Origin of the sequence: Halopiger xanaduensis SH-6, from assembly GCF_000217715.1 — an archaeon.
Classification (GTDB): Archaea; Halobacteriota; Halobacteria; order Halobacteriales; family Natrialbaceae; genus Halopiger; species Halopiger xanaduensis.
Map to the genome: position 1 here is coordinate 2,912,466 of NC_015666.1, position 25,700 is coordinate 2,938,165.

At 66.9% G+C, this 25,700-nt stretch carries 21 protein-coding genes; 11 read left to right on the forward strand and 10 right to left on the reverse strand.

The annotated features are described in order from the left end of the window. Nucleotides 1-14 precede the first annotated feature (14 nt). Nucleotides 15-1,313, reverse strand: coding sequence for a hypothetical protein (locus HALXA_RS14265; RefSeq protein ID WP_013881085.1), 1,299 nt, complete (start codon nt 1,311-1,313; stop codon nt 15-17). Nucleotides 1,314-1,683: 370 nt separating this feature from the next. On the opposite strand from HALXA_RS14265, the gene tgtA reads away from it, so the two are divergent. Next, the gene (tgtA, locus tag HALXA_RS14270; RefSeq protein WP_013881086.1) at nt 1,684-3,159 is read left to right on the forward strand and encodes a tRNA guanosine(15) transglycosylase TgtA; all 1,476 of its coding nucleotides are present in this window, start codon (nt 1,684-1,686) and stop codon (nt 3,157-3,159) included. Nucleotides 3,160-3,274: 115 nt separating this feature from the next. Here the strand turns inward: tgtA and HALXA_RS14275 are convergent, their stop codons facing one another. Beyond that, nucleotides 3,275-3,613, reverse strand: coding sequence for a HalOD1 output domain-containing protein (locus tag HALXA_RS14275; RefSeq protein ID WP_013881087.1), 339 nt, complete (start codon nt 3,611-3,613; stop codon nt 3,275-3,277). A 174-nt stretch (nt 3,614-3,787) separates the two neighbouring features. Then, on the reverse strand, nt 3,788-4,261 hold the full coding sequence (locus HALXA_RS14280; protein WP_013881088.1) for an Lrp/AsnC family transcriptional regulator: 474 nt from the start codon (nt 4,259-4,261) through the stop codon (nt 3,788-3,790). 128 nt (nt 4,262-4,389) lie between these two features. On the opposite strand from HALXA_RS14280, the gene HALXA_RS14285 reads away from it, so the two are divergent. Both HALXA_RS14285 and arcS read left to right on the forward strand, forming a co-directional pair. Continuing rightward, the gene (locus HALXA_RS14285) at nt 4,390-4,746 is read left to right on the forward strand and encodes a TRAM domain-containing protein (protein WP_049895478.1); all 357 of its coding nucleotides are present in this window, start codon (nt 4,390-4,392) and stop codon (nt 4,744-4,746) included. A gap of 66 nt (nt 4,747-4,812) precedes the next feature. Next, a complete protein-coding gene (gene arcS / locus HALXA_RS14290; RefSeq protein WP_013881090.1) occupies nt 4,813-6,564 on the forward strand; it encodes an archaeosine synthase subunit alpha in 1,752 nt (583 codons plus the stop codon). Nucleotides 6,565-6,585: 21 nt separating this feature from the next. On the opposite strand, the gene HALXA_RS14295 is transcribed toward arcS, so the two are convergent. Further along, a complete protein-coding gene (locus HALXA_RS14295) occupies nt 6,586-6,780 on the reverse strand; it encodes a hypothetical protein (protein WP_148263647.1) in 195 nt (64 codons plus the stop codon). Between the two features lie 269 nt (nt 6,781-7,049). On the opposite strand from HALXA_RS14295, the gene HALXA_RS14300 reads away from it, so the two are divergent. Continuing rightward, a complete protein-coding gene (locus tag HALXA_RS14300) occupies nt 7,050-7,460 on the forward strand; it encodes a metal-dependent transcriptional regulator (RefSeq protein ID WP_013881092.1) in 411 nt (136 codons plus the stop codon). A 371-nt stretch (nt 7,461-7,831) separates the two neighbouring features. Here the strand turns inward: HALXA_RS14300 and dpsA are convergent, their stop codons facing one another. Further along, a complete protein-coding gene (dpsA, locus tag HALXA_RS14305) occupies nt 7,832-8,377 on the reverse strand; it encodes a DNA starvation/stationary phase protection protein DpsA (RefSeq protein WP_013881093.1) in 546 nt (181 codons plus the stop codon). A 301-nt stretch (nt 8,378-8,678) separates the two neighbouring features. Between dpsA and HALXA_RS14310 the strand changes: the two genes are divergently transcribed. Both HALXA_RS14310 and HALXA_RS14315 read left to right on the forward strand, forming a co-directional pair. After that, entirely contained in the window at nt 8,679-9,284 is a 606-nt protein-coding gene (locus HALXA_RS14310) for an HdeD family acid-resistance protein (protein WP_013881094.1), read from the forward strand. 94 nt (nt 9,285-9,378) lie between these two features. Then, nucleotides 9,379-10,398, forward strand: coding sequence for an LLM class flavin-dependent oxidoreductase (locus HALXA_RS14315; protein WP_013881095.1), 1,020 nt, complete (start codon nt 9,379-9,381; stop codon nt 10,396-10,398). Nucleotides 10,399-10,427: 29 nt separating this feature from the next. On the opposite strand, the gene HALXA_RS14320 is transcribed toward HALXA_RS14315, so the two are convergent. From HALXA_RS14320 to HALXA_RS22170, 3 genes are read right to left on the reverse strand one after another with little or no spacing between them, the layout of a single operon-like run. Then, on the reverse strand, nt 10,428-12,191 hold the full coding sequence (locus tag HALXA_RS14320; protein WP_013881096.1) for a bacterio-opsin activator domain-containing protein: 1,764 nt from the start codon (nt 12,189-12,191) through the stop codon (nt 10,428-10,430). Continuing rightward, nucleotides 12,188-12,649 carry a response regulator gene (locus HALXA_RS14325; RefSeq protein ID WP_013881097.1) on the reverse strand — a complete coding sequence of 154 codons (462 nt, stop codon included), beginning with the start codon at nt 12,647-12,649 and terminating at the stop codon, nt 12,188-12,190. The genes HALXA_RS14320 and HALXA_RS14325 overlap by 4 nt, the downstream gene beginning before the upstream one ends. Next, nucleotides 12,642-16,694, reverse strand: coding sequence for a PAS domain-containing protein (locus HALXA_RS22170; protein WP_013881098.1), 4,053 nt, complete (start codon nt 16,692-16,694; stop codon nt 12,642-12,644). The genes HALXA_RS14325 and HALXA_RS22170 overlap by 8 nt, the downstream gene beginning before the upstream one ends. 1,211 nt (nt 16,695-17,905) lie before the next feature. On the opposite strand from HALXA_RS22170, the gene HALXA_RS14335 reads away from it, so the two are divergent. The 5 genes from HALXA_RS14335 (at nt 17,906) to HALXA_RS14355 (ending at nt 23,296) form a co-directional block, all read left to right on the forward strand. After that, a complete protein-coding gene (locus HALXA_RS14335) occupies nt 17,906-19,150 on the forward strand; it encodes an ABC transporter substrate-binding protein (protein ID WP_013881099.1) in 1,245 nt (414 codons plus the stop codon). After that, the gene (locus HALXA_RS14340) at nt 19,147-21,624 is read left to right on the forward strand and encodes a methyl-accepting chemotaxis protein (protein WP_013881100.1); all 2,478 of its coding nucleotides are present in this window, start codon (nt 19,147-19,149) and stop codon (nt 21,622-21,624) included. Before HALXA_RS14335 ends, HALXA_RS14340 begins: the two co-directional genes overlap by 4 nt. A 62-nt stretch (nt 21,625-21,686) precedes the next feature. Then, entirely contained in the window at nt 21,687-22,073 is a 387-nt protein-coding gene (locus HALXA_RS14345) for a hypothetical protein (RefSeq protein ID WP_013881101.1), read from the forward strand. An 85-nt stretch (nt 22,074-22,158) separates the two neighbouring features. Next, nucleotides 22,159-22,554, forward strand: a complete 396-nt coding sequence (locus tag HALXA_RS14350) for a PPOX class F420-dependent oxidoreductase (RefSeq protein WP_013881102.1) — start codon at nt 22,159-22,161, stop codon at nt 22,552-22,554. A gap of 88 nt (nt 22,555-22,642) precedes the next feature. Next, nucleotides 22,643-23,296 (forward strand): bifunctional 4-hydroxy-2-oxoglutarate aldolase/2-dehydro-3-deoxy-phosphogluconate aldolase, encoded by a 654-nt coding sequence (locus HALXA_RS14355; RefSeq protein ID WP_013881103.1) that lies wholly within the window; start codon nt 22,643-22,645, stop codon nt 23,294-23,296. A gap of 41 nt (nt 23,297-23,337) precedes the next feature. Here HALXA_RS14355 and kdgK1 read toward each other — a convergent pair whose 3' ends face one another. Both kdgK1 and dgoD read right to left on the reverse strand, forming a co-directional pair. Then, complete coding sequence (gene kdgK1, locus HALXA_RS14360; RefSeq protein ID WP_013881104.1) at nt 23,338-24,303, reverse strand: bifunctional 2-dehydro-3-deoxygluconokinase/2-dehydro-3-deoxygalactonokinase; 966 nt, start codon at nt 24,301-24,303, stop codon at nt 23,338-23,340. Nucleotides 24,304-24,429: 126 nt separating this feature from the next. Next, nucleotides 24,430-25,611: a galactonate dehydratase gene (dgoD, locus tag HALXA_RS14365; RefSeq protein ID WP_013881105.1), complete on the reverse strand. Its 1,182-nt coding sequence runs from the start codon at nt 25,609-25,611 to the stop codon at nt 24,430-24,432. Nucleotides 25,612-25,700: the final 89 nt, after the last annotated feature.

Sequence of the window (25,700 nt, forward strand, 5' to 3'; positions counted from 1 at the left end):
TGGGCGGGTGCCGATCAGTGCAGGATGGCTGCTGACTCGGTGTCGTTGTCGTCACCGAGCTCAGTGTCGTTAGTCATCTCGGTGTCGTTGTCGTCGACATCCACCTCGACATCCGTGTCGGTATCGTTCGTCTCGGTGTCGTTCATCGCAGTGTCGCTGTCGGTCTGTTCGATGTTCTCGAGGTCGGCGGCGTCGCCGAGCGTCAGCGTGTCGGTGGTCGCGTTGCCGATCTCGATCGTGGACGCGGACGCCTGCGAGACGGTCTCAGTCTCGCCGTCGGACGCGGTCTCGTTGGTCATCGTATCGGACTCGTTGTCCTCATCGTCGATGGTGACGTCAGTCTCGTTGTCGTCATCATCGATAGCGATGTCCGTCTCGTTGTCGTCCGTCTCATTGTCGAGACCGTCGTCAGTCGCGGTTCCTTCCTCGACCTGCTGGACCGTCATCGAGTCGACGGTGATTTCGTCGACGTCGAACTGCTCGACGGTCAGCTCCTCGAGCTCCTGCTCGCTGCTGGTCGCGTTGGTCGTGTCGGTTTCGTTGTCTTCCTCGTCGACGGTGACGTCAGTCTCGTTGTCGTCTTCGTCGATGGCGACGTCAGTTTCGTTGTCGTCCTCGTCGATAGCGATGTCCGTCTCGTTATCGTCGGTCTCGTTGTCCGCCATCTGGTCGGAGCCGTCCTCGACGGTGATCTCGTCGATCGAAAGCTGCTCGACGTCCATCGTCTCGATGGTGAGCTGCTGGACGGTGAGTTCGCTCGTGTCTTCCTCGATCAGACTCTGCTGACCGCTTTCGTTGTCGGTCGCGGCGGTTTCGTTGTCTTCCTCGTCGATGGTGACGTCAGTCCCGTTGTCATCCTCATCGACGGAGACTTCAGTTTCGTTGTCGTCTTCGTCGACGGCGACGTCAGTCTCGTTGTCGTCGGCCGCGTCGGTCGCGTTATCGCCGTCTTGCTCGAGCTCCTCGATCGAGACGTTCTCGAGTTCGAGTTGCTCGAACTGGATGTCCGAGATCGTCACTTCCTCGCCGGCGGAAGCGGTCTCGTTGTCAGTTTCGTTAGCGGCGTCGGTGTCCGTCGTCTCGTTCTCGCCACCCGCGTCGAGTTCGTCCTCGAGTTCGGACGTGTCGGCGTCGAACTCCTCGACGTTCAGCTCCTCGATCGTCGCGTTCTCGACCGTCACGTTATCGAGCTCGAGGGTTTCGACCTGTACGTTTTCGAGCGTTGCGCTCACGTCTCCCGCCTCGGCGTCGTCGGCTGTTGTTGTCGCACCTGCGAGGGCGGGACCCCCCGAGATGGCGACCAGTAGTGCCATGAAAACCACACCGAGTTGCTGTGATCGTGAAACCATGCACCCGGTGCTACCGCCGGCGGACGGCTAAAACGAGGCGACTGTTACGGGCTTGACGCGAAGAAACACCCAGTTTGAATTCTGCAACGGTCGCTAATCGGGTTTTCACCGTATCGGGATCGATTACGGTCATCGATCCCGACATCCGTTCCGGTTGCCTAGCAAATCCGGATTGTGCCTGCGATTGCCGCTCGAGGGGTGAAACCGCCGGAAAACGGGATATTTACCGCTCGTTCAGCGGCCCGATTATCGCGAACTGACAACAAACGGACGGCGAACGGACGGTCGGTCGAAACCTGCACTGACTTACGTCGGCCCCGCCAACGGACGGCCGATGCGCGAGTGCTTCGAGATCCGGGACACCGACGCCGGCGGGCGGATCGGGGAACTCACCGTTCCCCGCGCCGACGTCACCGTCGAGACGCCGGCCCTGTTGCCGGTGATCAACCCTAACCTGGACACGATCAGTCCACGCCGCATGGCCGAGGAGTTCGGCGCCGAGATCCTCATCACGAACTCCTACATCATCCACGGGACCGACGACGTCCGCGAGCGGGCCCTCGAGGACGGCCTCCACGAGGTGCTCGATTTCCCCGGTGCGATCATGACCGACTCCGGCTCCTTCCAGCTCTCGGAGTACGGCGAGATCGACGTCACGACCGAGGAGATTCTCGAGTTCCAGCACCGGATCGGCTCGGACATCGGGACGCCGGTCGACATTCCGACGCCGCCGGACGTCGACCGCGAGCGCGCCGAAGACGAACTCGCGACGACGAAAGAGCGCCTCGAGGTCGCCGAGACCGTCGACACCGGCGACATGCTCGTCACCGCGCCCGTCCAGGGATCGACGTATCCGGACCTCCGCGAGGAGGCGGGCCGCCACGCCGACGGGACCAGCCTCGACGTCTTCCCCGTCGGCGCGGTCGTCCCGCTGATGAACGACTACCGGTACGACGACATGGTCGACGTCGTCGCCGCCGCCAAGCGCGGCCTGGGCGCCGACGCGCCGGTCCACCTCTTCGGCGCCGGCCACCCCATGATGTTCGCGCTCGGCGTCGCGATGGGCTGCGACCTGTTCGATTCCGCGGCCTACGCGCTGTACGCCCGCGACGACCGCTACCTCACCGTCCGGGGCACCCGGCAACTCGAGGACCTCGAGTACCTGCCCTGCTCCTGTCCCGTCTGCACCGAGCACTCGCCCGACGACCTCCGCGCGCTGCCCGACCGCGCCCGCGAGGAGGAACTGGCCGCGCACAACCTCCACGTCACCTTCGAGGAGATTCGCCGCGTCAAACAGGCCATCCGCGCCGGCAACCTCCTCGAACTGGTCGAACAGCGCGCCCGCGCCCACCCGACGATGCTGGACGGCTACCGGACGCTGCTCGACCACGCCGCGCAACTCGAGCGGTCCGATCCCGTCTCGAAGGGCGCGTTCTTCCACGTCTCCCACGAGAGCGCGCGCCGCCCCGAGGTGCTGCGCCACCACGAACGTCTCGAGCGGCTCTCGGTGCCGGACTCGCTGCTCCTGACGGAGGGCGACGCGCCGCGAGGCGACCGGTACGACGACTCCTGGCGGGTCGAACCGCCCTTCGGGCCGTTCCCGCGGGCGCTCTCGAAGAGCTACCCGCTCACCGCCGAGGTGCCGGTCCGAACCGATCGCGCGGCGCAGGCCGCCGCCGCCGACGGCGTCGCCAAACTCGCCGCGGCGAACCCCGACGCCGACCTCGCGCTCGCTCACCGCGGCTGGCCGGCCGACGTCCTCGAGCGCGTCCCCGATTCGGTCGACCTGCTCGATCTCACGGGCGCGTAACGTCGGCGGCGCAGCCGCTCACGCTCGAGTTGAAAAACGAAAGAGAAGCGATCGCGTCCGCAGAGCCGAACCGGCGTCGGCGGAACTGACGGCGGGTGGCGGGGTGGGTACGGCGTTAGACGCCGAACCGGAACTCATCCGACTCGAGGGCCGGCGCCGCCGGTTCGGCTGCGCTGATCTCGGTTTTCGTCCCGTCGACCGTGATCTCGAGGCCCTCGTCGAACGCGACGACGATATCGTGCCCGTCGTAGACGAACGAAACCCGGCCGCCCCGCGGACCGCCCGTTCGAGTCGGTTCGAACAGCGAATCGAGGGCGTCGGGATCGATCCACTCGTACAACGGTGGCAGCTCCGTCGGTTCGACGCCGCGTCGCGCCGCGACTGCCGTGATGACACTGATGCTCACGGACTCCTCGAACCCGCCGTCAGTCGACCCGATAGATGAGTGGTTCACATACTACCCAACCGCTTGGGTACATAAAAGGGTAGCGGGCGTTCTCACTTTAGAGCGTAATTATTCCCTTTCGCTTCGCTTTCCGAACCAATACTGCAATACGGTTCGTAATACCATCCGAACCCGTTTGGCGTTTCGATCGTCTCGCCTCGAGCAACACTCTCGAGCGCTGTCCTACTCCTCGACCGTATCCGCCCCGAAGTGATCGAACGGCTGGCGGTACTCGGCTTTGAGGAGTTCCTCCTCGCCGACGTCGATGCCGGCCCGCTGGAGCCGGCTGACGATCGCCGTGATCTCGTCGGTATCCGCCGCGACGAGGTCGATCCGCAGGTTCCGATCGCCGGTCATGAGTTCGCGGACCCCGACGACGCCGTCGATCTCGAGGGCGGTCGCGGCCGCCTCGCCGCGCTCGTGGATCGGTACCGTACACTGGACGACCATGTGCATCGATTTCTCGGTCCGCTCGTAGTCGATCAGCGGGACGTAGCCGGCGATCACGCCCGCCTCCTCGAGGCGCCGAATCCGGTTGCGGACGGTGTTGGCGGTTACGCCGACCTCGCCGGCGATGTCCGCCGCCGTCGTGTGTCGCGCGTCGTCCTGCAACCGGTGCAGGATGCCCCTGTCTATATCGTCGAGTTCGAACCCCATAGGCCTCGTTTTGCGTCCAGCGAGAAGCGCTTTTGGTTCGCCGGCCGCCGACGCGAACGGACAGTCACCACAGCTCCGTAGGATCAGAACGTCCAAGGTGGAGGCGCTCCCTGACACGTACGAGAATGATGCTCGGTGTCGTGGCCGCCGTCGTCGCGCTGGTCGTTTCGCTGGTCGTCGCGACGTGGCTGCTCCTTCGCATCGGCGGCCGGTGGGCCGACCGGCGCAAATCCGAGCGGCGCCACCGCGAGGCCCAGGAGCGCGAGCCGCCGGTCGAGATCGGCGACGAACGGGCGGTCGCCGTCCAGGAGTTCACCGAGCACCACTCCGGGAAGCGCCACGCCGTCTGCAAGATCGAGGGGTTCGTCGTCTTCGTCGAGGACGTCCCCTCGAGCGTCGCGGCGGGCGACGTGATCGAGATCGAGATCCTCTCGTTCAACCGCGGGCACACGTCTGCGACGGCGCGGTTCCTGGATCGCGGGTAGTCACCTCGGGGCCGCCGGCAACCCGCGACCGACAGCCTCTTTCGCGTTCCCCCACCCAGTTCGGGTATGACCGAGTATTTCGAAGTGCACGAGCGCGACGGGGCCGCGCGCGTGGGCGAGTTGCGACTCGCCGAGTCCCACACGACCCCCGCGCTCGTCGACGACCTGCTCGAGGACGCGGGCTCCCTGTGGAGCCGGGCCCGCGAGGTGCCCGAGGGCGACGAATCGAAACTCACCGTCCTGCCGCACCGCGCGTTCCCCGGCGGCACCGCCGACGAAGTGCAGGAATCCTTCGCCGTCGACTATCCGGACGTCGACTACCCCAGCGTCGCCGTCGTCTCGAGCGACCACGTCGAGGACCACGGCACCGACGCGTACGCCGTCTCGGACGTCCAGTCCGCGATGGGCCACGGTGCGGCGCTGGTCGAGGCCGTCGTCAACGTCCGCGAGGAGATTCCGACCGACACCGCGCTGCTCTTCTCGGGCGTCACGACGCCGCGCAACGTCGCCCTGCTGGCCTACGCCGGCGTCGACCTCTTCGACGCGACGGCGGCCGTCGTCAAGGGGACGGAGGGCCGCTACCTCACCACCGACGAGGCCTACTTCCTCGAGGATCTCGACGAACTGCCCTGTTCCTGTCCGGCCTGTCAAAAACCGCGCGAGGAGTTCACCCGCGAGGACTGCGCCGAGCACAATCGCAACGCCCTCGAGTCGGAACTCGCGATCGTTCGCCGGCGGATCCGCGACGGTCGCCTGCGCGACTACGTCGAGGGCCAGGCCCGACACGACCAGTGGCTCACCGCCGGCATGCGCGAACTCGACCAGCAATGGGGCTACCTCGAGGAGCGCACGCCGATTCTCCGGGACGCCCAGATCAGCGCCGCCACCGAGGACACCTTGCGACGCGTCGAAATCCAGCGGTTCGCCGACCGAGTAACGACGCGGTACCGCAACCGGTTCGACAACCCGCTCGTGCTGGTCCCTTGCTCGGCGACCAAACCCTACAGCGAGTCCCAGAGCCACCGCCAGTTCCACGACGTCATCCAGTGGCGCGCCCACCTGGTCTCGATGACGTCACCGATCGGCGTCGTCCCGCAGGAACTCGAGACGACCTACCCGGCCCAGCACTACGACACCGTCGTCACGGGTCGCTGGTCCGAAGACGAAAAACAGTTCGTCAGCGAGGTGCTGCGACGCTACCTCGAGCGCAACGAGTACCCCGAAATCATCGCGCACGTCCCCGACGAGGGCTACCGCGACATCGTCGAGCGCGTCGAGGATGAACTCGAGCTCGATATCACCTACACCGTCGCGGAACACCCGACCGACGACGAGTCGCTCGCGAACCTCTCCGAGGCGCTCTCGGGCGAACTCAAGTACTCCAAGCGCGAGCGCGAGCACAACACCGTCCGCGCCATCGCGGACTACCTGCTGGGCGACGGCGCCGGCGACGACCTCTTCGAGAACATTCAGACGACGAGCCGCTACCCGAAGATTCAGGTCCGCGACAGCGAAGACACGCAACTCGCGACGATGGTGCCCCAGTACGGCACCCTCTCCTTTACGCTCGAGGGGGCGCGCCGCTGGCTCGAGAGCGACGCGCCGGTCAAGCGCGTCGAGATCGACGGCTTCGTCCCGCACGGCAGCGTGCTCGCGCCGGGCGTCGTCGACGCCGACGAGGACATCCGCGTCGGCGACGAGGTCGTCGTCGAGGGGCCGAAGGCCTTCGCCATCGGCCGCGCCGAGATGTTCGGCCGCGAGATGGCCGAGAGCACGCGGGGCGTCGCGGCCGAAGTTCGTCACGTCGAGGAGAAGTAGCGTTTTCGAACACCGGTTCAGTCACTGGCCCGGACACTCCTTGAGCAGGTGCTCGTGGTAGCTCGCCGCGGGTACGTCCGCCCCGCAGACATCGCACTCGCGCCGTCCCTGTCCTTCTTGCCGGCTCGCGTCTGTGTCCCCGTCGGTCGAATCCTCGGTTCCAGTCACGCCCGTTCGTTCTCGCTCGAGCGCCCTCGTCGTTTCGTTGCCCGTCATCTCGAACATCGGATCGACGAGACGCTTCGTCTTTGCCCGCCATCGGTTTAGGCTGGCCTAAGATCCGAAACTACTTTGGTCGTTTAGGGTTGCCTAAAACGTATGGAATGCGCTCCTGTGACGGACAGCGGTCGCGGCGTCGGGCGCCGGTCCCACCACCGACGCCGCGCGGACCGACGAGCGCGTCGCGCTCGGACGCGTTCCCGTTCGCGAGGCCGATTCCCGCGGCAACACCCCCGAACCAGTACCGAGCACCGCCGCGAGGGCACATGACGAGCGAACCGCAGTACTTGCTCGTCGTCTATCGCGCGTCCCGAAACGCGGGCGAACCGGTGTCGCCGGGCCGCGTCGCCGACGAACTCGACCGCTCCCCCGCGGCCACGACCGAGATGCTCCAGCGACTCGAGACGCGCGGCCTCCTCGAGTACGAACCGTACGAGGGCGCAACGCTCACCGCCGAGGGCCGCGAGACGGCCGCGGAACTCTACGAGACGTACGTCGTCCTGTCGCAGTTCTTCCGCGAGGTGCTCGACCTCGAGGATCCCGAGGCGGAGGCGCTGGAACTCGCCGGCAGCGTCAGTCCTCTCGTCACCGAACGGGTCGCCGAGACGCTGCTCGAGAGGGATGCTGCCGAGTCGATCGACGGCGAAACGGTTCAGTCGTCCCTCGAGCGGTCCTGACACTAACCGTGTGCGTCCGATTCCACAGATCGTCTCGCGATCCGCGGTGACGATCCACACCCTTTTGTTTTAGGCCGACCTAAACAGGCGCAATAACGAACGCTACCCGGCCACACGACACGGACGACACTCGCGATCGGGACGGTCCAGCCGATGAACGGACCGTTCCCGACATCTCGGTCTGTGAGAGCCGTCCGGGGCAGACGATCTTCATCGAAACGGACAACACCGATGGCTGGATCGCGAGCGATACAACGGTCGGCATCTCGCGGTAGCGGCGTTGTTCCTATTCGACAGCCGGCGGACTCTCCGGTTACTACTGTCCGACCCGGTCTAAAACGGCAGAAAAGCGGGTACCGACGCGAGAACCGTTAGTTGGTCGCCGATTCGAGCACGAGCGTGTCGTCCTCGAGGTAGTGCTCGATGTGGTGGGTGTGCTCCTCGATGGTCTCGAGCTGTTCGCGGAGCATCTGGGCGGTCGCGTGGTCGCCCAGCCCTTCGGCGAGTTCGATGTGCTCGCGGTAGCTCTCGATGATGTCGCCTATCATCTCGAGGTCGTTCGCGAGCGAGGTGCGGATGTCGTAGACGTCCTCGTCTTCGGGCTCGACGGTCGCCTTTTCGGCCAGCGTCGTCATGCTGGCGTGCGGAACGCCGCCCAGCGCCTGCAGGCGCTCGGCGACGTCGTCGGCGGCTTCCTCGACGTCTTCGTAGACTTCCTGGAGGAAGACGTGGACGTCGAGGAACTCGGCGCCTTCGACGTTCCAGTGGTGCTTGTGGAGCTGGTGGTAGAGGACGTACGCGTCCGCGAGGTCACGGTTCAGCGCCTCGATAATCTGCTCGGCCTTCTCGGGCTCGAGTCGCAGCGCGTTCTCCTCGACGGTGCCGGCCTCCTGTTGGACGGTCTTCTGCGTGTTCATGACGATTACAGCTTGGTTCCGTACCCCCTTATAACTTTTCAATATTCTTATAATTTTTCGCACGACCTAAATCTGCTCCGCGAACGGCGGGTGCAGCCGAGTCGATGTTCTGCGCCGATCCGCCGATTTGATATACCGCTATTTGGTTTATCTCTATTCGGGGTGCGGAAACTGATCGATGTGGGAAAACACAGATATCGCCCTCGAGACGGTCTCTCCCACCCGCTGACCGGTCCGAAACTGAGATCTACTGTCAAACCGTATACTCGTTTTATCTCCTCAGGTGGCGTCTCTACTATTGGTGAGTCAAGTGAACTCGATTACAACTGACGGCGAATCGTACGGCTACTCCCTCGCACACGGCTGGCGCACGCTCGCGATAGCGGGTGCCGTCGTCGGCCTTCTCGGTCTCCTCGCGATGGCGTTTCCGCTCGCGACCGGCCTCTCGCTGACGATCGGCTTCGGCGCCCTCCTCGTGCTGAGCGGCGTCGTCCACGGCGCGCACGCCGTTACCGCCCGCGGATGGCGCGGCAGGACCTGGCAGGCCGCTCTCGCCGTCGTGGCGATCATCGCCGGCCTCGTCGCCTTCGTGAACCCGGCCATCGGTCTCGTGACCCTCACGCTCGTGCTGGTCGGCTACCTGCTGGCCGACGGCATCGCCGAGACGTGGATGGGACTGCGCATGGCCGGCCAGCCGGGTCGCACCTCGATCGTCGCCAGCGGCGTCGTCTCGCTGGTCCTCGCCGCCCTCCTCTGGGCCGGCTTCCCGGCCACCGCCTCGTGGGCGATCGGCCTCCTCGTCGGCGTCAGTCTGTTCATGACCGGCCTCTCGATGGGTATCGTCGCGATCTCGGCCCGCCGCGTCGACGAATCGACGCCGCCCGCAGCCGAACCGCGCGGCGCCTGAACTTCTTTTATTCATACGTCTCGAGCAGCCTCGAGCAACGGCAACCGACGCCGCGACGAACGGATTATTCAGGTCGGAATCCCGAACGGACGGTATGGACCTCTCTATCGTCGATCTCGCACCCATTCCGCAGGACGGGAGCGCGACTGACGCCTACGCGAACACGGTCGATCTCGCCCGGAGCGCCGAGGAATTCGGCTACGAGCGCTTCTGGGTCGCCGAACACCACGGCATGGCCGACCACATCGCGAGCACGACGCCAGAGACGCTGATCGCCCACCTCGCGGCCGAAACCGACGAGATCCGGATCGGCTCCGGGACGGTTCTGCTCAACCACTACCAGCCGTTCAAGGTCGCCGAGACGTTCGCGTCGCTCGACGCGATGGCGCCGGGCCGGGTCGACCTCGGCCTCGGTCGCGCCACCGGCATCCCCGCGGTCGACCAGGCGCTGGGGACCGATCGCCACAAGCAGAATCCGGACGAAGACCACGCCGAGAAGATCGAGGCGACGGTGAGCCACCTCTACGACGGCTTCCCCGAAGACCACCCCTACGCCGACATCTCGCTCCCCCGCTCGGCCGACGACGTCCCCGAGGTGTGGGTCCTCGGCTCGAGCCCCTCGAGCGCCGAAATCGCTGGCAAACTGGGGCTTCGGTACTGTTTCGCCGCGTTCATCAGACCGAATCTCGCCGAGCGCGCCTTCGAGACGTACCGCGAGCACTTCGAGTCCTCGGACGTCGGGGCTGGGCCGGACGACCCCGAGGGCATGCTCGCGATCAACGTCGCCTGCGCCGAGACCGACGAGGAGGCGGCTCGGCTGCGAGCGACCGCCGAAGCGGCCTACAAGCGGATGCGACGCGGCGAAGTCGGCTCGCCGCCGACCGTCGAAGCGGCGATCGACGAACTCGGCGGGGTGCCGGAGCCGACCCCGAACCCGCTCCCGGACGGCGAGTGGTCGCGCTCAATTTCGGGCAACCCCGAGACGCTTTCGGCGCTGCTCGAGCAGCTAACCGACCGGGTCGGCGTCGATAGCGTGGTCGTGCAGAATACGATCGCCGACCACGAGGACGTCGTTCGCTCGCACGAGTTGCTCGCGGAGGGCGTGGGTCTCTAAAAGTCCGAGAACGACGGCTGAAACCCGCCTTACTCGCCGAGCACCGAATCGAAGAACTTCCGCTCCGCGGTCCGGAGGTGCTGGTTGAAGGTCGCCGGTGCGATCCCCAGCCGGTCCGCGATCTCCTCGCCCGTACTCTCGCGGGGCCAGTCGAAGTAACCCGCGAAGTAGGCCGTCTCGAGGGCCGCCCGCTGCTTTTCGGTCAGATCCTCCTCGAGGACCGAGGCGGAACTCGCGCCGCTGGGTTCGCTGCGTTCGGTGGTGCGCTGGGCGAGGTAGGTGACGTCGGGCCGCTCGTCCTTGATGAGTTCGATCATCTGGCGCGTGTCGCGGCCGCGCGGGAGTTCGACGACGAAGCGGAACTCGCCGTCGGTGATCGTCGCCGACTCGACGCGGCCGCCGTGGGTCGCGATCGTCTCGAACAGCGAGATGGCGGTCGGCGCCACGAGTTCGAACTCGAACTCGTCGCGCCTGGCCGCGAGGATCCGCAGTTCGTCGATTCCCTCCGTTTCGACGACGCTCTCCTCGAACTCGTCCTGGGAGACGCCGGTCGCGGAACCGTAGACCAGCAGCGTCTCGTCGCCCTGGACGAGCTGTTCGATCTCGATCGTACAGGACTCGGTCGCCGAGAGCGCGACGAGTTCCTCGGCCATCTCCTCGACCCGGAACTCGAGTTCGACGACGGCGTCGCTGACCAGGGCGTCGCGCCGCTCGATCGCCGTGATCGCGTGGGCGATGATGTCGCCGATCCGCGAGAGAATCTCCTGTTCCGGCGCCGTAAACGCCCGCGGCGATTCGGCGTAGACGTTCAGGACGCCGTAGACGAGATCCTCGTGGACGACCGGGATCGCGGCGGACGAGCGGTACCCCCGCTCTCTCGCCGCTTCGCGCCACGGCTCGAACTCGGCGTCCGTCTGAATGTCGTCCGTGATCTTGACCTCGCCGGTGCGGATCGCCCTCCCCGCCGGCCCCTTGCCGGACGGATCGTCTTCGTTGACGCTGATCTCGACCGTTTCGAGGTACCCGTCTTCGACGCCGGCGGCCGCCTTCGGGACGATCTCGTCGCTGCCCGGGTTGACGCCGCCGATCCAGGCGAACCGGTAGGCGTCGGACTCGACGAGCCGATCGCAGACGCGCTGCTCGAGTTCGGCCCGCGTCTCGGTCGTGATCACCGCGTGGGTGATGTCGTGGCCGATCCGGTTGAGCCGGTTCAGCGCCTCGAGTTGCTCGCGCTGGCGCCGGCGTTCGGACTCCTGGCGGGCCCGTTCGATCGCGTGGTGGATCGTCCGGACGAGCAGTTCGCTCGTCACCTCGTCCTTGACGAGGAAGTCCTGCGCACCCCGCTGGATCGCCTCGACGCCGACCTGCTGGTCGCTAACGCCGGTCAGGACGACGATCGGCGTCGTCTCGCTCTCCTCGTGGACCGCCTCGAGCGTCTCGAGGCCGGCGCTGTCGGGCAGGTTCAGGTCGAGCAACACCACGTCGGTCGGCTCGGACTCGAGCGTCTCGAGGCCGTCCTCGAGGCGCGTCTCGCGGGTGATCTCGGGCGTTCGGCCCGCCGCCTCGTCGGGGCTGACCCGCTGGGCGAGCTCCTCGGTGTCCTTGAGCATCTCCTCGATCAGGCGCGCGTCGCCGGGGTTGTCCTCGATCAGGAGGATGCGAAGCGTTTCGTCGGCGTCGGCCGAGTTCGCGTCTCGTTCGGCAGTCGTCGCGTCGCCGGGGCCGTCGGTGTCGGTGTCGGTTTCGGCCTCGTCGTCCGCGTTCGCGGACGTGAACCCGTCGCTTTCGCTCATGATTCGACCTCCGGGGGCAGCCGCACGACGGAGAACCAGAACTTCTCGAACGCGCGGACGGTCTCGATGAACTCGTCCGGATCGACCGGCTTCGTCAGGTAGGCGTTCGCGTGCAGTTCGTACGAGCGCGCGATGTCCTCGTTGGCCCGCGAACTCGTCAGGACGATCACCGGGATCGAGCGCAGTTCCGGGTCGTTCTTGAGCTCCTCGAGGACCTCTTCACCGTCGGTTCGCGGCAGGTTGAGGTCCAACAGTATGAGATCCGGCCGCGGTGCGTCGACGAACTCGCCGCGCTGTTTGAGAAACTCGAGCGCTTCGGTTCCGTCGGAGACGACGTGGAGGTCGTTCTCGATCCGGCCCTGTTTGAACGCCTCCTCGGTCAGGCGGACGTCGCCGGGGTTGTCCTCGACGAGCAGTATCTGCGCCGGTTCCGGTTGATTGTGTCGAGATTCACTCATCGTCGTCCTCCCGCTCGGTTCGCGTCGGCAGGTGTACCGAGAACGTCGATCCCTCGCCGGGTTCCGAATCGACGCGAATCGTCCCGTCGTGGCGCTCGGCGATCCGCTGGCAGAGCGCGAGCCCGATGCCCGTGCCGTCGTACTCCTCGACGCTGTGCAACCGATCGAACACGCGGAAGATCCGGTCGACGTCGTCCGGATCGATCCCGATCCCCTGGTCGCAAACTGAAATAACCCACGTTGCTTCTCTCTTCTCCGCGAATACGGATATACGTGGTGTCTCCTCGCCCGAGTAGGTGATCGCGTTATCGATCAGGTTCTGGAACAGCTGTCGCAACTGTCCGGGATCCCCGCGGACCTCCGGGAGGTCGCCGACGTCGATTTCGGCGCCGGTTTCCTCGATCCGCATCTCGAGGTCCGTGCACACGTCCGCGACCACCTCGTCGACGTCGACCGGCTGGAACGACTGCCCCTGCGTGTCGACCCGCGAGTACTGCAACAGCCCGTCGATCATCTCCTGCATCCGGTCGGCCCCGTCGACCGCGAACTCGATAAACTCGTGAGCGTCGTCGTCGAGATCGTCCTCGTACCGCCGCTCGAGCAGCGTAAGGTAGCTCGAGACCATCCGCAGGGGCTCCTGCAGATCGTGGCTCGCCGCGTAGGCGAACTGCTCGAGTCGCTCGTTCGACTCCTCGAGATCGTCGACGAGGGCCTCGAGCCGGCGCTCGTGTTCCCGCCGTTCGCTGATGTCCCGCCCGATCCCGGTCAGGACGGGTTCGCCCGAGGGGTCCTCGAGCGCGCTCGCGACGAACTCGTAGGGAACCGTCTCGCCGCCGGGATCGGGGTCGGGTTCGACCTCGGCCTCGAGGCGCGCACTGCCCGTCTCGAAGACCTCGTCGATCGCCGCCGCGACCGTCTCCTCGGTCTCTCCCTCGAAGAACTCGAGCGCGTTGATCCCCTCGAGTTCGTCGTCGGACAGCCCCGTCAGCGCGCGCAGGCTCTCGTTCCAGCGCTGGAAGTCGCCGTTCTCGTCGATGACGTAGAACACGTCGTCGATCGCGTCCAGCACGTCGTCGGTGTAGCGCTTGAACTGCTCGAGGCGCCGCTCGCGCTCGCGCAGTTGGCGCTCGGTCTCGACCCGCTCGGTGATATCCTGCACCATCAGCATGCCGGCGAAGACCTCCCCGCGACTGTCCTCGACCGGCACCGCGTACGCGAGCCACTCCCTGCTGTGCAACTCGAACTCGAACGAGCGCTGTTCGCCGGCCAGCGCGGCCCGAAAGTTCGACTCGAACTGCTCGAGGGTCTCCCCTTCGTACCGTTCCGTGACCGTCTGCCCGACGAACTCCTCGACCGAGAGGTCGATCTCCTCGAGCGCCTGTCCCCCGCCGAGCGTGTACCGCAGGTCCTCGTCGAACAGCGCGACGAGCCCGTTCGGGAACTGCTCGACGAGCGTCCGGTACCTGCGTTCGGACTCCTCGAGGTCGCGCTGGTGGCGGCGGCGCTCGAGCTCGTAGCTGACCCACTGAGTCACGAGTTCGACGAAGGACTTCTCGGTCTGCGTAAACGGCCTCGAGCGGGGCTCGTCGTCGACGAAACAGAGCGTCCCGTAGCGGTCGCCGTCGACGGTGATCTGCCCGCCGAGGTAGCAGTCGAGTTCCCACGTCTCGTATGCCCGCTCGTCGACGTGCTCGGTCGGCTGGTCGGTAAAGGCGAGCAGCCCGTCCGACTCGATCGTCGTCCGGCAGTACGTCTCCACGAGCGACGACGTCGAGCCCGGCTGCAGCCGCGGATCGTCGCCGTCGGCGTGGGTCACTTCGAACCGCTCGTTTTCGGGATCGATAGCGGCGAGGAAGCCGGTCTCGAGCCCCAGTCGCTCCCGGCCCAGCGCGAGGAGTTCGTCGACCTTCTCGTCGAAGGAGCGGTCGCGATCGGCGGTGATCGCGTACAGCCGCTGGAGCGTCCGGTTGGTCGCCCGGCGCTCCCGCTCCATCTCCTTGCGTTCGGTCACGTCCCGGAAGTAGACCGACAGCCCCGTCGGCGAGGGGTAGACGTGGATCTCGAACCAGGTCTCGAGGGCGGGGACGTACTCCTCGATCGACGTCGGTTCCTGTCGGTCCATCGCCCCCCGCAGTTCCGTCTCGAATTCCGACCCGTCGGCCGTCGGGAACGCTGCCGAGAGGTCGCGCCCGACGATCCCCTCGCCGGCCGCGTCGATCAGCGTCTCCGCGCGGTCGTTGGCGTAGGTGATCGTCCAGTTCGAATCGAGCCCGATGAACGCGTCCGATATCCGGCTGAACGTCGCCTCGAGTTCGTTCTCGAGGCGTTTCTGCTCGGTGACGTCCTCGATGGTGAAGATGCCGCCGGTTACCTCGTCGGCGTCCTCGTCCGCTGCTGTGTCCGTCTCCGCGTTCGACTGCAGATCGGGAATGACGTCCGCGGTCTCGTCGGCTCGCAGCGGCGCGCCGTTGATCGAGAGCCACCGTTCCCGGGCGTCGGGGTGGCGGAGGCGCAACTCGACGTCGAACAGTGCCTCGCCCGAGGAAATGACCCGATCGAAGGGCCGCTCCGCCGCCGACAGCAGCCGTCCGTCGGCGTCTCGGACCTCCCAGTCGGAATCGTCGCTCGAGAGCCCGGCGATCGCCTCGCGGTCGCACTCCAGAATCTCCGCCGCGCGGTCGTTCGCGAAGCGCAGGTCGCCGTCGGTGTCGATGACGGTGATTCCGACGGGGCTGGTCTCGACGATCTGTTCCTTCAGCGCCCGCTCGTCGCGCAGTTCGGCCTCGATCCGGCGCTCGTCGGTAACGTCCTGGACGACGCACACCAGGCCGCCGTCGCCCACCCGTGCGAGGTAGTGGTCCTCGACGAACTCCGTCCCGTCGCGTCGCAGGCCGATCGTTTCGCCCGACCACGTCCCCGTTTCTGCCAGTTCGGCCTCGATCTCCGCGTTGGCGTCCTCGGCAGCGCCCTCGGGGTACAGTATCCCCCAGTGCTCGCCGATCATCTCCTCGGGCTCGTAGCCGTACATCTCGGCGTAGGCCTGATTGACGTACGTGAAGCGGTCGTCCTCGTCGAGCAGGCTGATCCCCTCGCTCGCGGTCTCGAGCGCCCGGTAGATGCGCCGGCTCTCGCGGCGGTGGCGGCGTTCGTCCGTGACGTCCTCGAACGTCGTGACCACGCCGGTGTACTCGTCGCCGGCGGTCATCGGCGCGGCGTTCGCCGCGACCCAGACCCGATCCCCGCCCGGCGTTCGGATTCCGAACTCGACGTCCCAGACCGGCTCGCCGGTCTCGAGCACGCGTGAAACGGGCAACTGGCAGTGCGACATCGGTTCGCCGGCGTCGTCGACGGGGTCCCACTCCGCGGCGAGCGGGCGGTCGACGAGTTCGCTCCGGTCCCGGCCCGTGATCGCTTCGGCACGCTCGTTGGCGAACCGAACGGTTCCGTCCACGTCGGTGACGACGATGCCGACGGGGCTGGTCTCGACGATGCGATCGTTCAGCGCGGCTTCCTCGCGGAGCTGCCGTTCGGTCCGCGCGTTTTCGATCGCCGACGCGAGCACGGCGGCGACGCTTTTCACGAACTCACGGGTGTCGGTCGCGAAGTCGCGACGTTCGGTCGTATAGACGCCGAGCACGCCCCACGGATCCTCGCGCGAGCCGACGGCGACGGCGAGCCCGGTTTCGATATCGCTTTCGGGACAGGCTACCACCCCGATCTCCGCCTCGCCCGGCGCGTGTTCGACGATCGGGTCCTCGTCGACCAGCGCTCGGCCCAGCAGCGAGTCCGGCTCGGCCGGCGCCGTCGCTCCGACCGCGAGCGTCTCCCGCCCGCTTTCCGATCGCAGCCGCAGCGTCTCCGCGTCTGCCACCTCGAAAACGCCGCAGTGGGCGGCCTCGAGTTGCGTTCGAACGCCGTCGACCGCGTCGCGGAGCAACCGGTCGACGTCGCCCGTCTCGAGGGCCTGCTGCCCGAGTTCGGCGACGACCTCCTGTTGCCGGACGCGTGACCGAAGGTGGCCTGGTGAGGGATCGGAGGTTGCCATGAATCGATTGCTACTCACAAGTCCGCTGTCGAGTATAAATGTAATGCTCAAGACATCACCTCGGGATTGTTTCAGGCTGTCCGGACTGTCCTTTGACCGACTATCACGTCGCTCGATCAGGACTGGTACGGTTCGCGCTGCCGGCTGATTCGGCAGTAACGGCACTCTCTCGGCGGTCTCACATTACGACGCCCAATACAGTGCAGGGCGATTCTATATCTCGACATACGGTTTATCGACGGATACTCGCCGCGTTCGAATGCTGCATCAAACAGACGCAATCCCCTCTCTGTCGGCGGTTAATCCGTGTTCGTGCGCGAGTGGCGATTTCGCTCGCGACCGTTCCGCTGCAGTCGCTCGTGACCAATCGACTGTCGGACCGAGTACTCGAGCGAACCGTCCCGCGCCGGATTGTGACGCCGAGCAGTGCTTCGTCCCCGAATTGGCTGGATCTCCCACAGACTTGGACTCGATGTCATCCGTCGTGCGCCGCTCGAGTTGGTCCACCGTCCGGCGGTCGCTCACTGTGGTCCGACCAGCGGTACGGACGTGCCCATCGCGGGGATCGAGCCGATACCACGGTTCCACTCGATCGTAACTCGAACCGGACAGCTACTCTCGAGCGCGCTCGCGATATGGAGTCTGCTGGCCGAGTCCGAATCGAGCAGTCCCGGTCACGCGGGTCACTGGTCGGTTCGCTTCTCCGCGTCTCTCGCCGGCCTGCGTTCGAAACAGCTCGGTCGATCTCGAGTCGGATCGCTTGCAGTGCGACAAGCGATCGTCTCGAGCACTTACGGCCGCTTACCAGCCTGAATCGCTGGTCTGACGCTGTACTGGTGCTCCGCCACCGGCGACAAGATAAATCTTATAGTGCGATATGGAATCGCCTTCCTCTTCTCACCGGCCCGCATCGAATTTGATCGGGCGAACGAGCTCAGTTCGACCGACTGGCGGTCGGTACCGTCGGATTTGGCTCGTTCGCGGTCCTCTTGAGACGTCGGGAATCGACCGGTTCGCAAGCTCTGTGGTAACGCTACTCGTGGATATTCATTATATAATCAGTACATTCGGACAACATATTTCGTATTTTGGCCACGAGGCTGGGTAACTATTCGCCCAAATGGCCAAAACGTTGAAAATCGCAACTGCAGACGGTTGACCATGGTCTGGACGAGGAGTACGATCAGTGCGACTATTCCACGGGGGAGACGATGAGAGACGAGGCATCGCGGCGGCAGTACCTCGCGGCGCTCGCCGGCGGCGCGACGACGGTAGTCGCCGGGTGTAGCACGGACGACGCCAGCAGCGATCGGCCGGCGCTGTCCGACCGGACGCTTCGCTACGGCGCCGTGCTGCCGCTGTCCGGCGAACTCGAGTCGTTTGGCGGGGCGCTGACGAACGGCGCGGCGCTCCCGGCGGCCGAACTCGAGGCGGCCGACCTCGAGGTCGAGGTCGACCACACGGTCGCCGACTCGGAGACGTCGCCGACGGCCGCGGTCGACGCGGCGGCCGAACTGGCCGACGAGTCGTATCCGGCTATCGTCGGCGCGGCGGGGTCGGACGTGACGCTGCAGATGACCCAGCAGGCGACGATTCCGTCCGAAGTGGTCTCCTGTTCGCCGGCGAGCACGACGCCGACGATGTCGATCCTGAACGATCGCGGGTACTCGTTCCGCACGGCGCCGGACGACTCGCTGCAGGCCGTCATCGCGGCGCGGCTCGCGGTCATCGAACACGACGCCGACTCGGCGGCGACGCTGTACGCCGCGGGCGACTACGGCCGACAGCTCTCCGGCGCGTTCTCGGCGTCGTTCGACGGCGAGATCCAGCACCAGGTGTCGTTCACGCCCGGCGAGTCGTACGCGGAGCCGCTGTCCGAGGCGCTGTCCGACGATCCCGACATTCTGTTCCTGATCTGTTACCCCGAGAGCGGGATTCCGCTGCTCGAGGAGTACTACGCCGAGCACGCCGGTGACGAGATCCTGTTCGTGAGCGACGGGCTACAGGACGAGGCGGTCCTCGAGGGCGTCGGCGGGTCGATGGACGACGCCTACGGCACGGCGCCGCGGTCGAACGGCCCCGGCCGCGACGCGTTCGCTTCGTTGTACCGCGACGAGTACGACGCCGATCCCGGGCTGTTCGCGGCGAACTGCTACGACGCTGCGGCGACGATCCTGCTGGCGAACGCCGCCGCGGGGGCCAACGACGGCGCCGCCATCGCGGGGCGGATGCGCGAGGTCACGTCCGGCGAGGGCGAGGATGTTCTCCCGGGCGATCTCGCCGCGGGGATCGAACGCGCGGCGGCCGGCGAGCCGGTTCGCTACCGCGGCGCCGCCGGCGAGATCGAGTTCGACGAGAACGGCGACGGCGGCTCGGTCGAGTACGAGTACTTCACCTTCGGGAGCGACGGGATCGAGGTAATCGACGAGCGGACGCCCGAGGGGGTGGCCCAATGAGCGACGATCGCGGAACGCCCGACGTCGGCCCCGACGCGGACGGTGACGCCGACGCTGCAGCGGCCGATGCCGCCCGCGGCGCTCCCGGAGCGATCGAGCGGTTCGTCTCGAGGCTCGAGCGGCGCGCCCGGCCGCTCGTGCCGTCGGTGGTTCGAGGGAGCTACCGCGCGAAGTTCGTCATCTCGATCGTCGCGATCATCGTGGTCCTCTCGGCCGTCGGCGCGGCCGGCTACGTCGACGCCGAACGGACCGTCGAGCGCGACGCCGAACAGCAGCTGACGTCGACGGTCGACATGCACGCCGACTCGATCAACGAGTGGACGATCTCGATGGAGTCGCACACGCGGTCGCTCTCCTCGGCACCCGAGTTGGCCGGCACCGATGCGGAAACGACCGAAGCGCACGTAATTCAGTCCCAGGCTGCGCTCCCGGTCGACGTCCGCGCGATCCACGTCGTCGACACGAACAATGATCGGGTGTTGACCAGCACGAACGGGGAACTCCGGGGCCAATCGCTCGGCAGCGTCGACGAACCCTGGACCGAGATCGAGCCCGGGGTCGACCTGACCGCGGCGAACGACGTCTGGCAGTCCGACACCGCGTACCGGGACGGGACGCTCGACGATCAGGTGATCTCGTTCGCCAGCCCCGTCGAGGGCGACGAGGCGCGGATCGCGGTCGTCGTCGGGACGATCGAGTACCGCGTCGACGGCCTGCGACAGCTCCACGAGGACCAGGAGACGATGATCGTCGACACCGAGGGCCGAACCGTCCTCGCGAGCAGCGAGCTCGAGGGCGATGCGGACGCCGAGATCGTCGAGCAACTCGGCACCGTCCGCGACGGCACGCGGTTCGAGCGGGACGGCGACCTCGTCACCGCCTACGCGGCGACGGCGGACAACGACTGGGTCGCGGTCACGACCGTTCCGACCGAGCAGGCGTTCGCCGCGAGCAGCGCCGTCGGCAAGAGCCTGCTGGCGATCATCGGGACGGGACTGGTCGCCCTGCTGCTGGGCGGGCTCGTCCTCGCGCGCCAGACGGTGACGCCGCTGCAGGACCTGCGGAACCGCGCCGAACGGATGGAGGAGGGCGATCTCGACGTCGACCTCGAGACCGACCGGATCGACGAAGTCGGCCGCCTCTACCGGGCGTTCGACGAGATGCGGACGACGCTCACCGCGCAGATCACTGAGGCCAGAGAGGCAAAAGAGGAGGCCGAGACCGCACAGGCTGAGGCCGAACGCGCGCAGGCCGATGCCGAGGAAGCGAAGGCCGACGCCGAAGCCGAGCGCGAGCGGATCGCCGAGGTGACCGAAGAACTCGAGCGGACGGCCGACCGGTACGGCGAGACGATGCGGGCCGCCGCGGACGGCGACCTGTCCGTCCGCGCGACCGTCGACACCGACAACGAGCAGATGCGCGCGATCGGCGAGGAGTTCAACGCCATGCTCGCCGAGATCGAGCGCGCGGTCGAGGAGGTCAAGCAGTTCGCCGTCGACGTCGCGGCCCAGAGCGAGGAGGTCACGGCCTCGAGCGAGCAGGTCCGGACCGCCAGCGAGCAGGTCGCGGAGTCGGTCCAGCAGATTTCGGAGGTCGCCGAGACCCAGAGCGTCCGACTCCAGACGATCGAGTCGGAGATGTCGGACCTCTCGGCGAGCACCGAGGAGATCGCGTCGACGGCGACCGACGTGGCGACCGTCGCCGAGCGGACGGTCGAGGAGAGCCGGCGCGGGAGCGAGGCCGCGGAGCGGGCGATCGACGAGATGACCGCCGTCGAGAGCGACGCCGAGTACGCCGTCGAGACGATCCGCTCGCTCGAGGCGGAGGTCGAACAGGTCGACGAACTCGTCGACGCGATCGCGGAGATCGCCGACCAGACGAGCCTGCTGGCGCTGAACGCCTCGATCGAGGCGGCCGACGCCGGCGGTGACGGCGACGGGTTCGCCGTCGTCGCGAACGAAGTCAAGAGCCTCTCGGCTGACGCCAAGGAGGCGGCGGCCGAAATCGAGGACCGCATCGAGACGATCCGCGAGCGGACCGACCAGTCCGTCAACGTCGTCGAGGAGACGAGCGAGCGAGTCCAGCAGGGCACCGAGACCGTCAGGCCGGCCGTCGAATCGCTCGAGGAGATCGCCGAGTACGCCGAGGAGACGAACGAGGGCGTCCAGGAGATCTCCGCGGCGACCGAGGATCAGGCCGATTCCACGGCGCAGGTCGTCACCGCGGTCGACGACGTCGCCAGCAGCAGCGAGGAGTCCGCCAGCGAGGCCGAGAGCGTCTCGGCGGCGGCCGAGGAGCAGACGGCCTCGCTGACGCAGGTCTCCGAGAGCGTCGGCGACCTCGCGGAGCAGGCTGCCGCGCTCTCCTCACGGCTCGATCGGTTCGAGACGTCGGACGGCAACGTCGATACCGACGTCGACCGGGACAGCGCTGATCGCACGGACGACGAGTCGACGACGGTCACGCCGCAGTAGGCATCCCTGCGCCGCCGTCCGCGACCTCGGGTTTCTTTTCCCTGGCCGCGCTACCCTCTCGCATGGAAGACGTTTCACTCGGCGTTCCGCAACCGCTGCTCGAGCGACTGCCGGACGACGACGAGGCCGCCGCGGCGGACATGCAGCAGGCCGTCGCGAGTTGGGAGGAGAAGCTCAACCGGGCGATCGAGGAGGCCGACGACGACCGCGAGGCGGCCGGGCGCGTCCTCGAGGCGATCGACCGCTTCGAGGAGCGCTACGAGACGTACGACGAACTGGTGCCCGAACTGCGCGCGTGGGGCCAGTCGCCGATCTACGCGCTCACGTGGCGGACGCTGTACGCGGACGTGGTCGCCCAACTGTACGACCACGAGGAACTCGCCGAGCACCTCGAGCGCGAGCGAAACGCGCGGCTGGTGCAGGACGGGATTCGGCTGCAGGATCTCTAACCGGCGGGGCTCCTAACACCCGCCGAGACCCACCGAGTGTAGGCCCTAGACAGAAGTGCGGCGCGGGAAAACCTCTCGTCGCACCATGGCCGACATTCCCGAGGAGTTCCGCGACCTGTTCGAGAAGGAAACGTTCGCGCACGTCGCGACCCTGACCGAGAAGGGGCTCCCGCACGTCACGCCCGTCTGGATCGACTACGACGCCGACGATAACCGGATACTCGTCAACACCGAGCGCGGTCGACAGAAGGTGCGCAACGTGCAGGCAAACCCCGGCGTCGGCCTCAGCATGGTCGATCCGGACAACCCGTACCAACACCTCTCGATCATCGGCGAGGTCGACGAGATCACGACCGAGGGCGCCCGCGAGCACATCGACGAACTCGCCCAGCGGTACATGGGGGAAGACGACTATCCGAACCCGATCGAAACCGAACGGGTCATTCTGCGTATTCGGCCGGATCAGATCATCACCCAGTAAGCGGTGAGGGGCGTCGCTTGATCGCCGTTGCCGGCTCCCGTCTCGCCCGTTCCGAAGCCATAAAGGCGGTGATACGCCAACTCCCGCCATGGCCGAGGCAAACGCCGTCAGAGAACGGATCGTTGACAGCGGTGTCGTCGCGGTACTGCGGGGCATCGACGAGGACCAGATCACCGACGTAGCGACGGCTATCCACGAGGCCGGCGTCACGGCGCTCGAGGTGACCGCCGACGGGAAGCGCGCGAGCGAGAAGATCGCCGCGATCGACCGCGAACTGGCCGACACGGACGCCGTCGTCGGCGCCGGGACGGTACTGGACGCGCCGACGGCCCAGTCGGTCATCGACGCCGGCGCGGAGTTCGTCCTCGCGCCCGACTGCAACCCGGAGATGATCGAGCTCTGCAACCGGCAGGGCGTCGTCTCGATTCCGGGCGTCATGACGCCGACCGAGGCCGTCACGGCGATGGAAGCCGGCGCGGACATGCTGAAGATGTTCCCCGCGACGACCGTCGGGCCGGGCCACATCGGCGCGCTGCAGGGGCCGCTCGGCGACGTCGACGTCATGCCGACCGGCGGCGTCTCGCCCGACAACGTCGACGACTTCTTCGACGCGGGTGCGATCGCCGTCGGCGCCGGCAGCGCGATCGTCGACTACGACGCGATCGAGGCCGGCGACATGGACCAGGTCCGCGAGCACGCGGCCGAGTTCGTCGAGGCCGTCGAAGCGGCGCGCTCGCAGTAGCGCTGCGCGGCTCGAAAACTGCTTTTTGCTTCGTTTCGGCGTTACCGATCGATCCCACCGTCCGCGTCGTCGATCACGCCCTCGACTTCGGCGGGCGTGAGCACGGCGAGGTCGCCGTTGATCGTGCGCTTTAGGGCTGCGGTGGCCGAGCCGTACTCGAGCGCCCCGGCCACGTCGCGATCCTCGCCTGCGAGGTAGCTCGCGAGGAAGCCGCCGACGAAGGCGTCGCCGGTGCCGATCGGATCGGTCGTCTCGGCGGGGAACGCCGGCTGGTCGTGGACGGTACCGTCGCCCTCGAGCGCGAGCGCGCCCTCCGCGCCCTGCGTCACGACGACGACGTCCGCGTCGTAGGTCGTCGCGATTTCGCGGGCGATCTCCTCGTCGCTGCCCGACAGGTCGAGGACGGATCGGGCGTCTCGAGCCGCGACGACGGGAATGTCGACGGACTCGAGGAGCTCCTCACAGCAGGCCCGCGCTTCGGCGGGCGACCACAGCTTCGAGCGGTAGTTGAGGTCGAAGACGGTCGTCGCGCCGGCCTCCTGCGCGCGCTCGAGGAGGGTCGCGGTCGTCGCCTCGAGGCGGTCCGAGAGCGCGGGGGTAATCCCGCTCGTGTAGAGGGCGTCGACGGTCTCGAGGTCGATCCCGTCGGTCAATTCGTCCGGCGTCGCGGTTCGGACCGCCGCGTCCGCGCGGTCGTAGATGACGTTCGTGCCCCGCGGTTCGCCGCCCTGCTCGATGAAATAGGCGCCCTGCCGGCCCTCGTCGGTCCAGGCGACGTTCGTCTCGACGCCGTGGCTCCGCACCTCTCGGGTGACCCGTCTGCCCAGCGGCGAGTCGGGAAGTTTGGAGGCCCACGTCGCCTCGAGGCCGAGGTTCGACGCCGCGATAGCGACGTTACTCTCGGCGCCGGCGGTGCGAAAGTCCAGTTGTCGGGCCGTCTCGAGGCGGTTGCCGGGGGTCGGCGAGAGCCGCAGCATCGTTTCGCCGAACGTCAGCAGCGATGACATTGCTCGTTCGTTTCGAACTCTCGCATATAGGTGTTCACGGTACCGTCGGATTTGGCGAGGGTTCCGATCGATTCGAACCGAAAGTAGAAACGAGACGTCCGCTCGAGGCGTCAGGACGTCCTCCCGCTACCACTCGGCGACGCTGCCGTCGTCGTGTTCCCAGACCGGATTGTGCCAGTTGACCTCCTGTTCGGCGCGCTCGCGGACGACGTCCTCGTCGACCTCGATGCCAAGCCCCGGATCGTCGGGCAGGTCCACGTAGCCGTCCTCGTACTCGAAGACCGAGGGATCGGCGAGGTAGTCGAGCACGTCGCTGGTCTCGTTGTAGTGGATGTCGAGGCTCTGCTCCTGAATCAGCGTGTTCGGCGTGCAGGCGTCGACCTGGATACAGGAGGCCAGCGCGATCGGCCCGAGCGGGCAGTGGGGCGCGATGGCGACGTCGTAGGCCTCGGCCATGCTCGCGATCTTCTTGACCTCGGTGATCCCGCCGGCGTGCGATAGGTCCGGCTGGATCAGGTCGACGACGCCCTGCTCGAACAGCGACTTGAAATCCCACCGGGAGAACATCCGCTCCCCCGTGGCGATCGGGATCGTCGTGTGCTGGGCGATTTCGGGGAGCGCGTCGTTGTGCTCCGGCAGAACGGGTTCCTCGACGAAGAACGGCTCGTAGGGCTCGAGCGCCTCCACGAGTCGCTTGGCCATCGACTTCGAGACGCGGCCGTGGAAGTCGACGCCGATGTCGACCTCGTCGCCGACGGCGTCTCGGACTTCGGCGAGGCGCTCCTGGGCCGCCTCGACGGCTGCGGGGTTGTCGATCCGGCGCAGTTCGGGGGTGGCGTTCATCTTCAGCGCGGTGAAGCCGGCGTCGACCTTCTCGGCGGCCGCCTCGCCGACGTCGGCGGGTCGGTCGCCGCCGATCCACTGGTAGACGCGGATGCGGTCGCAGGCCGCGCCGCCCAGCAGTTCGTAGACCGGCAGGCCGTACTGCTTGCCCTTGATGTCCCACAGGGCCTGATCGATGCCGGCGATGGCGCTCATGAGGACGGGCCCGCCGCGGTAGAAGCCGCCGCGGTAGAGCCGCTGCCAGTGGTGCTCGATTCTCGAGGGGTCCTTCCCGAGCAGGTAGTTCTCCATCAGCTCCTCGACGGCGGCCCGGACGGTCTTCGCGCGGCCCTCGACGACCGGTTCGCCCCAGCCGACGGTGCCGTCGGCGGTCGTCACCTTCAGGAACAGCCAGCGGGGCGGCACCTCGAACAGTTCGTAGTCGACGATTCGGTCGTCCGAATTGCCGTTGGAGTCAGTCGACATACGCGTCCATCCTGCACCTCGATATATAGTGATACCGTCTCATGCCTGCGGTTCGACGGTGCGTAGGCCGCGCGTCGACCGGCGTCGCG

What these genes read in the sequence shown, in the direction of transcription:
- HALXA_RS14340 (WP_013881100.1), top strand. Translation starts at nt 19,147, where the DNA reads ATGAGCGACGATCGCGGAACGCCCGACGTCGGCCCCGACGCGGACGGT.
- tgtA (WP_013881086.1), top strand. Translation starts at nt 1,684, where the DNA reads ATGCGCGAGTGCTTCGAGATCCGGGACACCGACGCCGGCGGGCGGATC.
- HALXA_RS14315 (WP_013881095.1), top strand. Translation starts at nt 9,379, where the DNA reads ATGGACCTCTCTATCGTCGATCTCGCACCCATTCCGCAGGACGGGAGC.
- HALXA_RS14295 (WP_148263647.1), bottom strand. Translation starts at nt 6,780, where the DNA reads ATGACGGGCAACGAAACGACGAGGGCGCTCGAGCGAGAACGAACGGGC.
- HALXA_RS14300 (WP_013881092.1), top strand. Translation starts at nt 7,050, where the DNA reads ATGACGAGCGAACCGCAGTACTTGCTCGTCGTCTATCGCGCGTCCCGA.
- dgoD (WP_013881105.1), bottom strand. Translation starts at nt 25,611, where the DNA reads ATGTCGACTGACTCCAACGGCAATTCGGACGACCGAATCGTCGACTAC.
- HALXA_RS14350 (WP_013881102.1), top strand. Translation starts at nt 22,159, where the DNA reads ATGGCCGACATTCCCGAGGAGTTCCGCGACCTGTTCGAGAAGGAAACG.
- HALXA_RS14280 (WP_013881088.1), bottom strand. Translation starts at nt 4,261, where the DNA reads ATGGGGTTCGAACTCGACGATATAGACAGGGGCATCCTGCACCGGTTG.
- HALXA_RS14325 (WP_013881097.1), bottom strand. Translation starts at nt 12,649, where the DNA reads ATGAGTGAATCTCGACACAATCAACCGGAACCGGCGCAGATACTGCTC.
- dpsA (WP_013881093.1), bottom strand. Translation starts at nt 8,377, where the DNA reads ATGAACACGCAGAAGACCGTCCAACAGGAGGCCGGCACCGTCGAGGAG.
- HALXA_RS14320 (WP_013881096.1), bottom strand. Translation starts at nt 12,191, where the DNA reads ATGAGCGAAAGCGACGGGTTCACGTCCGCGAACGCGGACGACGAGGCC.
- HALXA_RS22170 (WP_013881098.1), bottom strand. Translation starts at nt 16,694, where the DNA reads ATGGCAACCTCCGATCCCTCACCAGGCCACCTTCGGTCACGCGTCCGG.
- HALXA_RS14265 (WP_013881085.1), bottom strand. Translation starts at nt 1,313, where the DNA reads ATGGCACTACTGGTCGCCATCTCGGGGGGTCCCGCCCTCGCAGGTGCG.
- kdgK1 (WP_013881104.1), bottom strand. Translation starts at nt 24,303, where the DNA reads ATGTCATCGCTGCTGACGTTCGGCGAAACGATGCTGCGGCTCTCGCCG.
- HALXA_RS14285 (WP_049895478.1), top strand. Translation starts at nt 4,390, where the DNA reads ATGCTCGGTGTCGTGGCCGCCGTCGTCGCGCTGGTCGTTTCGCTGGTC.
- HALXA_RS14335 (WP_013881099.1), top strand. Translation starts at nt 17,906, where the DNA reads ATGAGAGACGAGGCATCGCGGCGGCAGTACCTCGCGGCGCTCGCCGGC.
- HALXA_RS14355 (WP_013881103.1), top strand. Translation starts at nt 22,643, where the DNA reads ATGGCCGAGGCAAACGCCGTCAGAGAACGGATCGTTGACAGCGGTGTC.
- arcS (WP_013881090.1), top strand. Translation starts at nt 4,813, where the DNA reads ATGACCGAGTATTTCGAAGTGCACGAGCGCGACGGGGCCGCGCGCGTG.
- HALXA_RS14345 (WP_013881101.1), top strand. Translation starts at nt 21,687, where the DNA reads ATGGAAGACGTTTCACTCGGCGTTCCGCAACCGCTGCTCGAGCGACTG.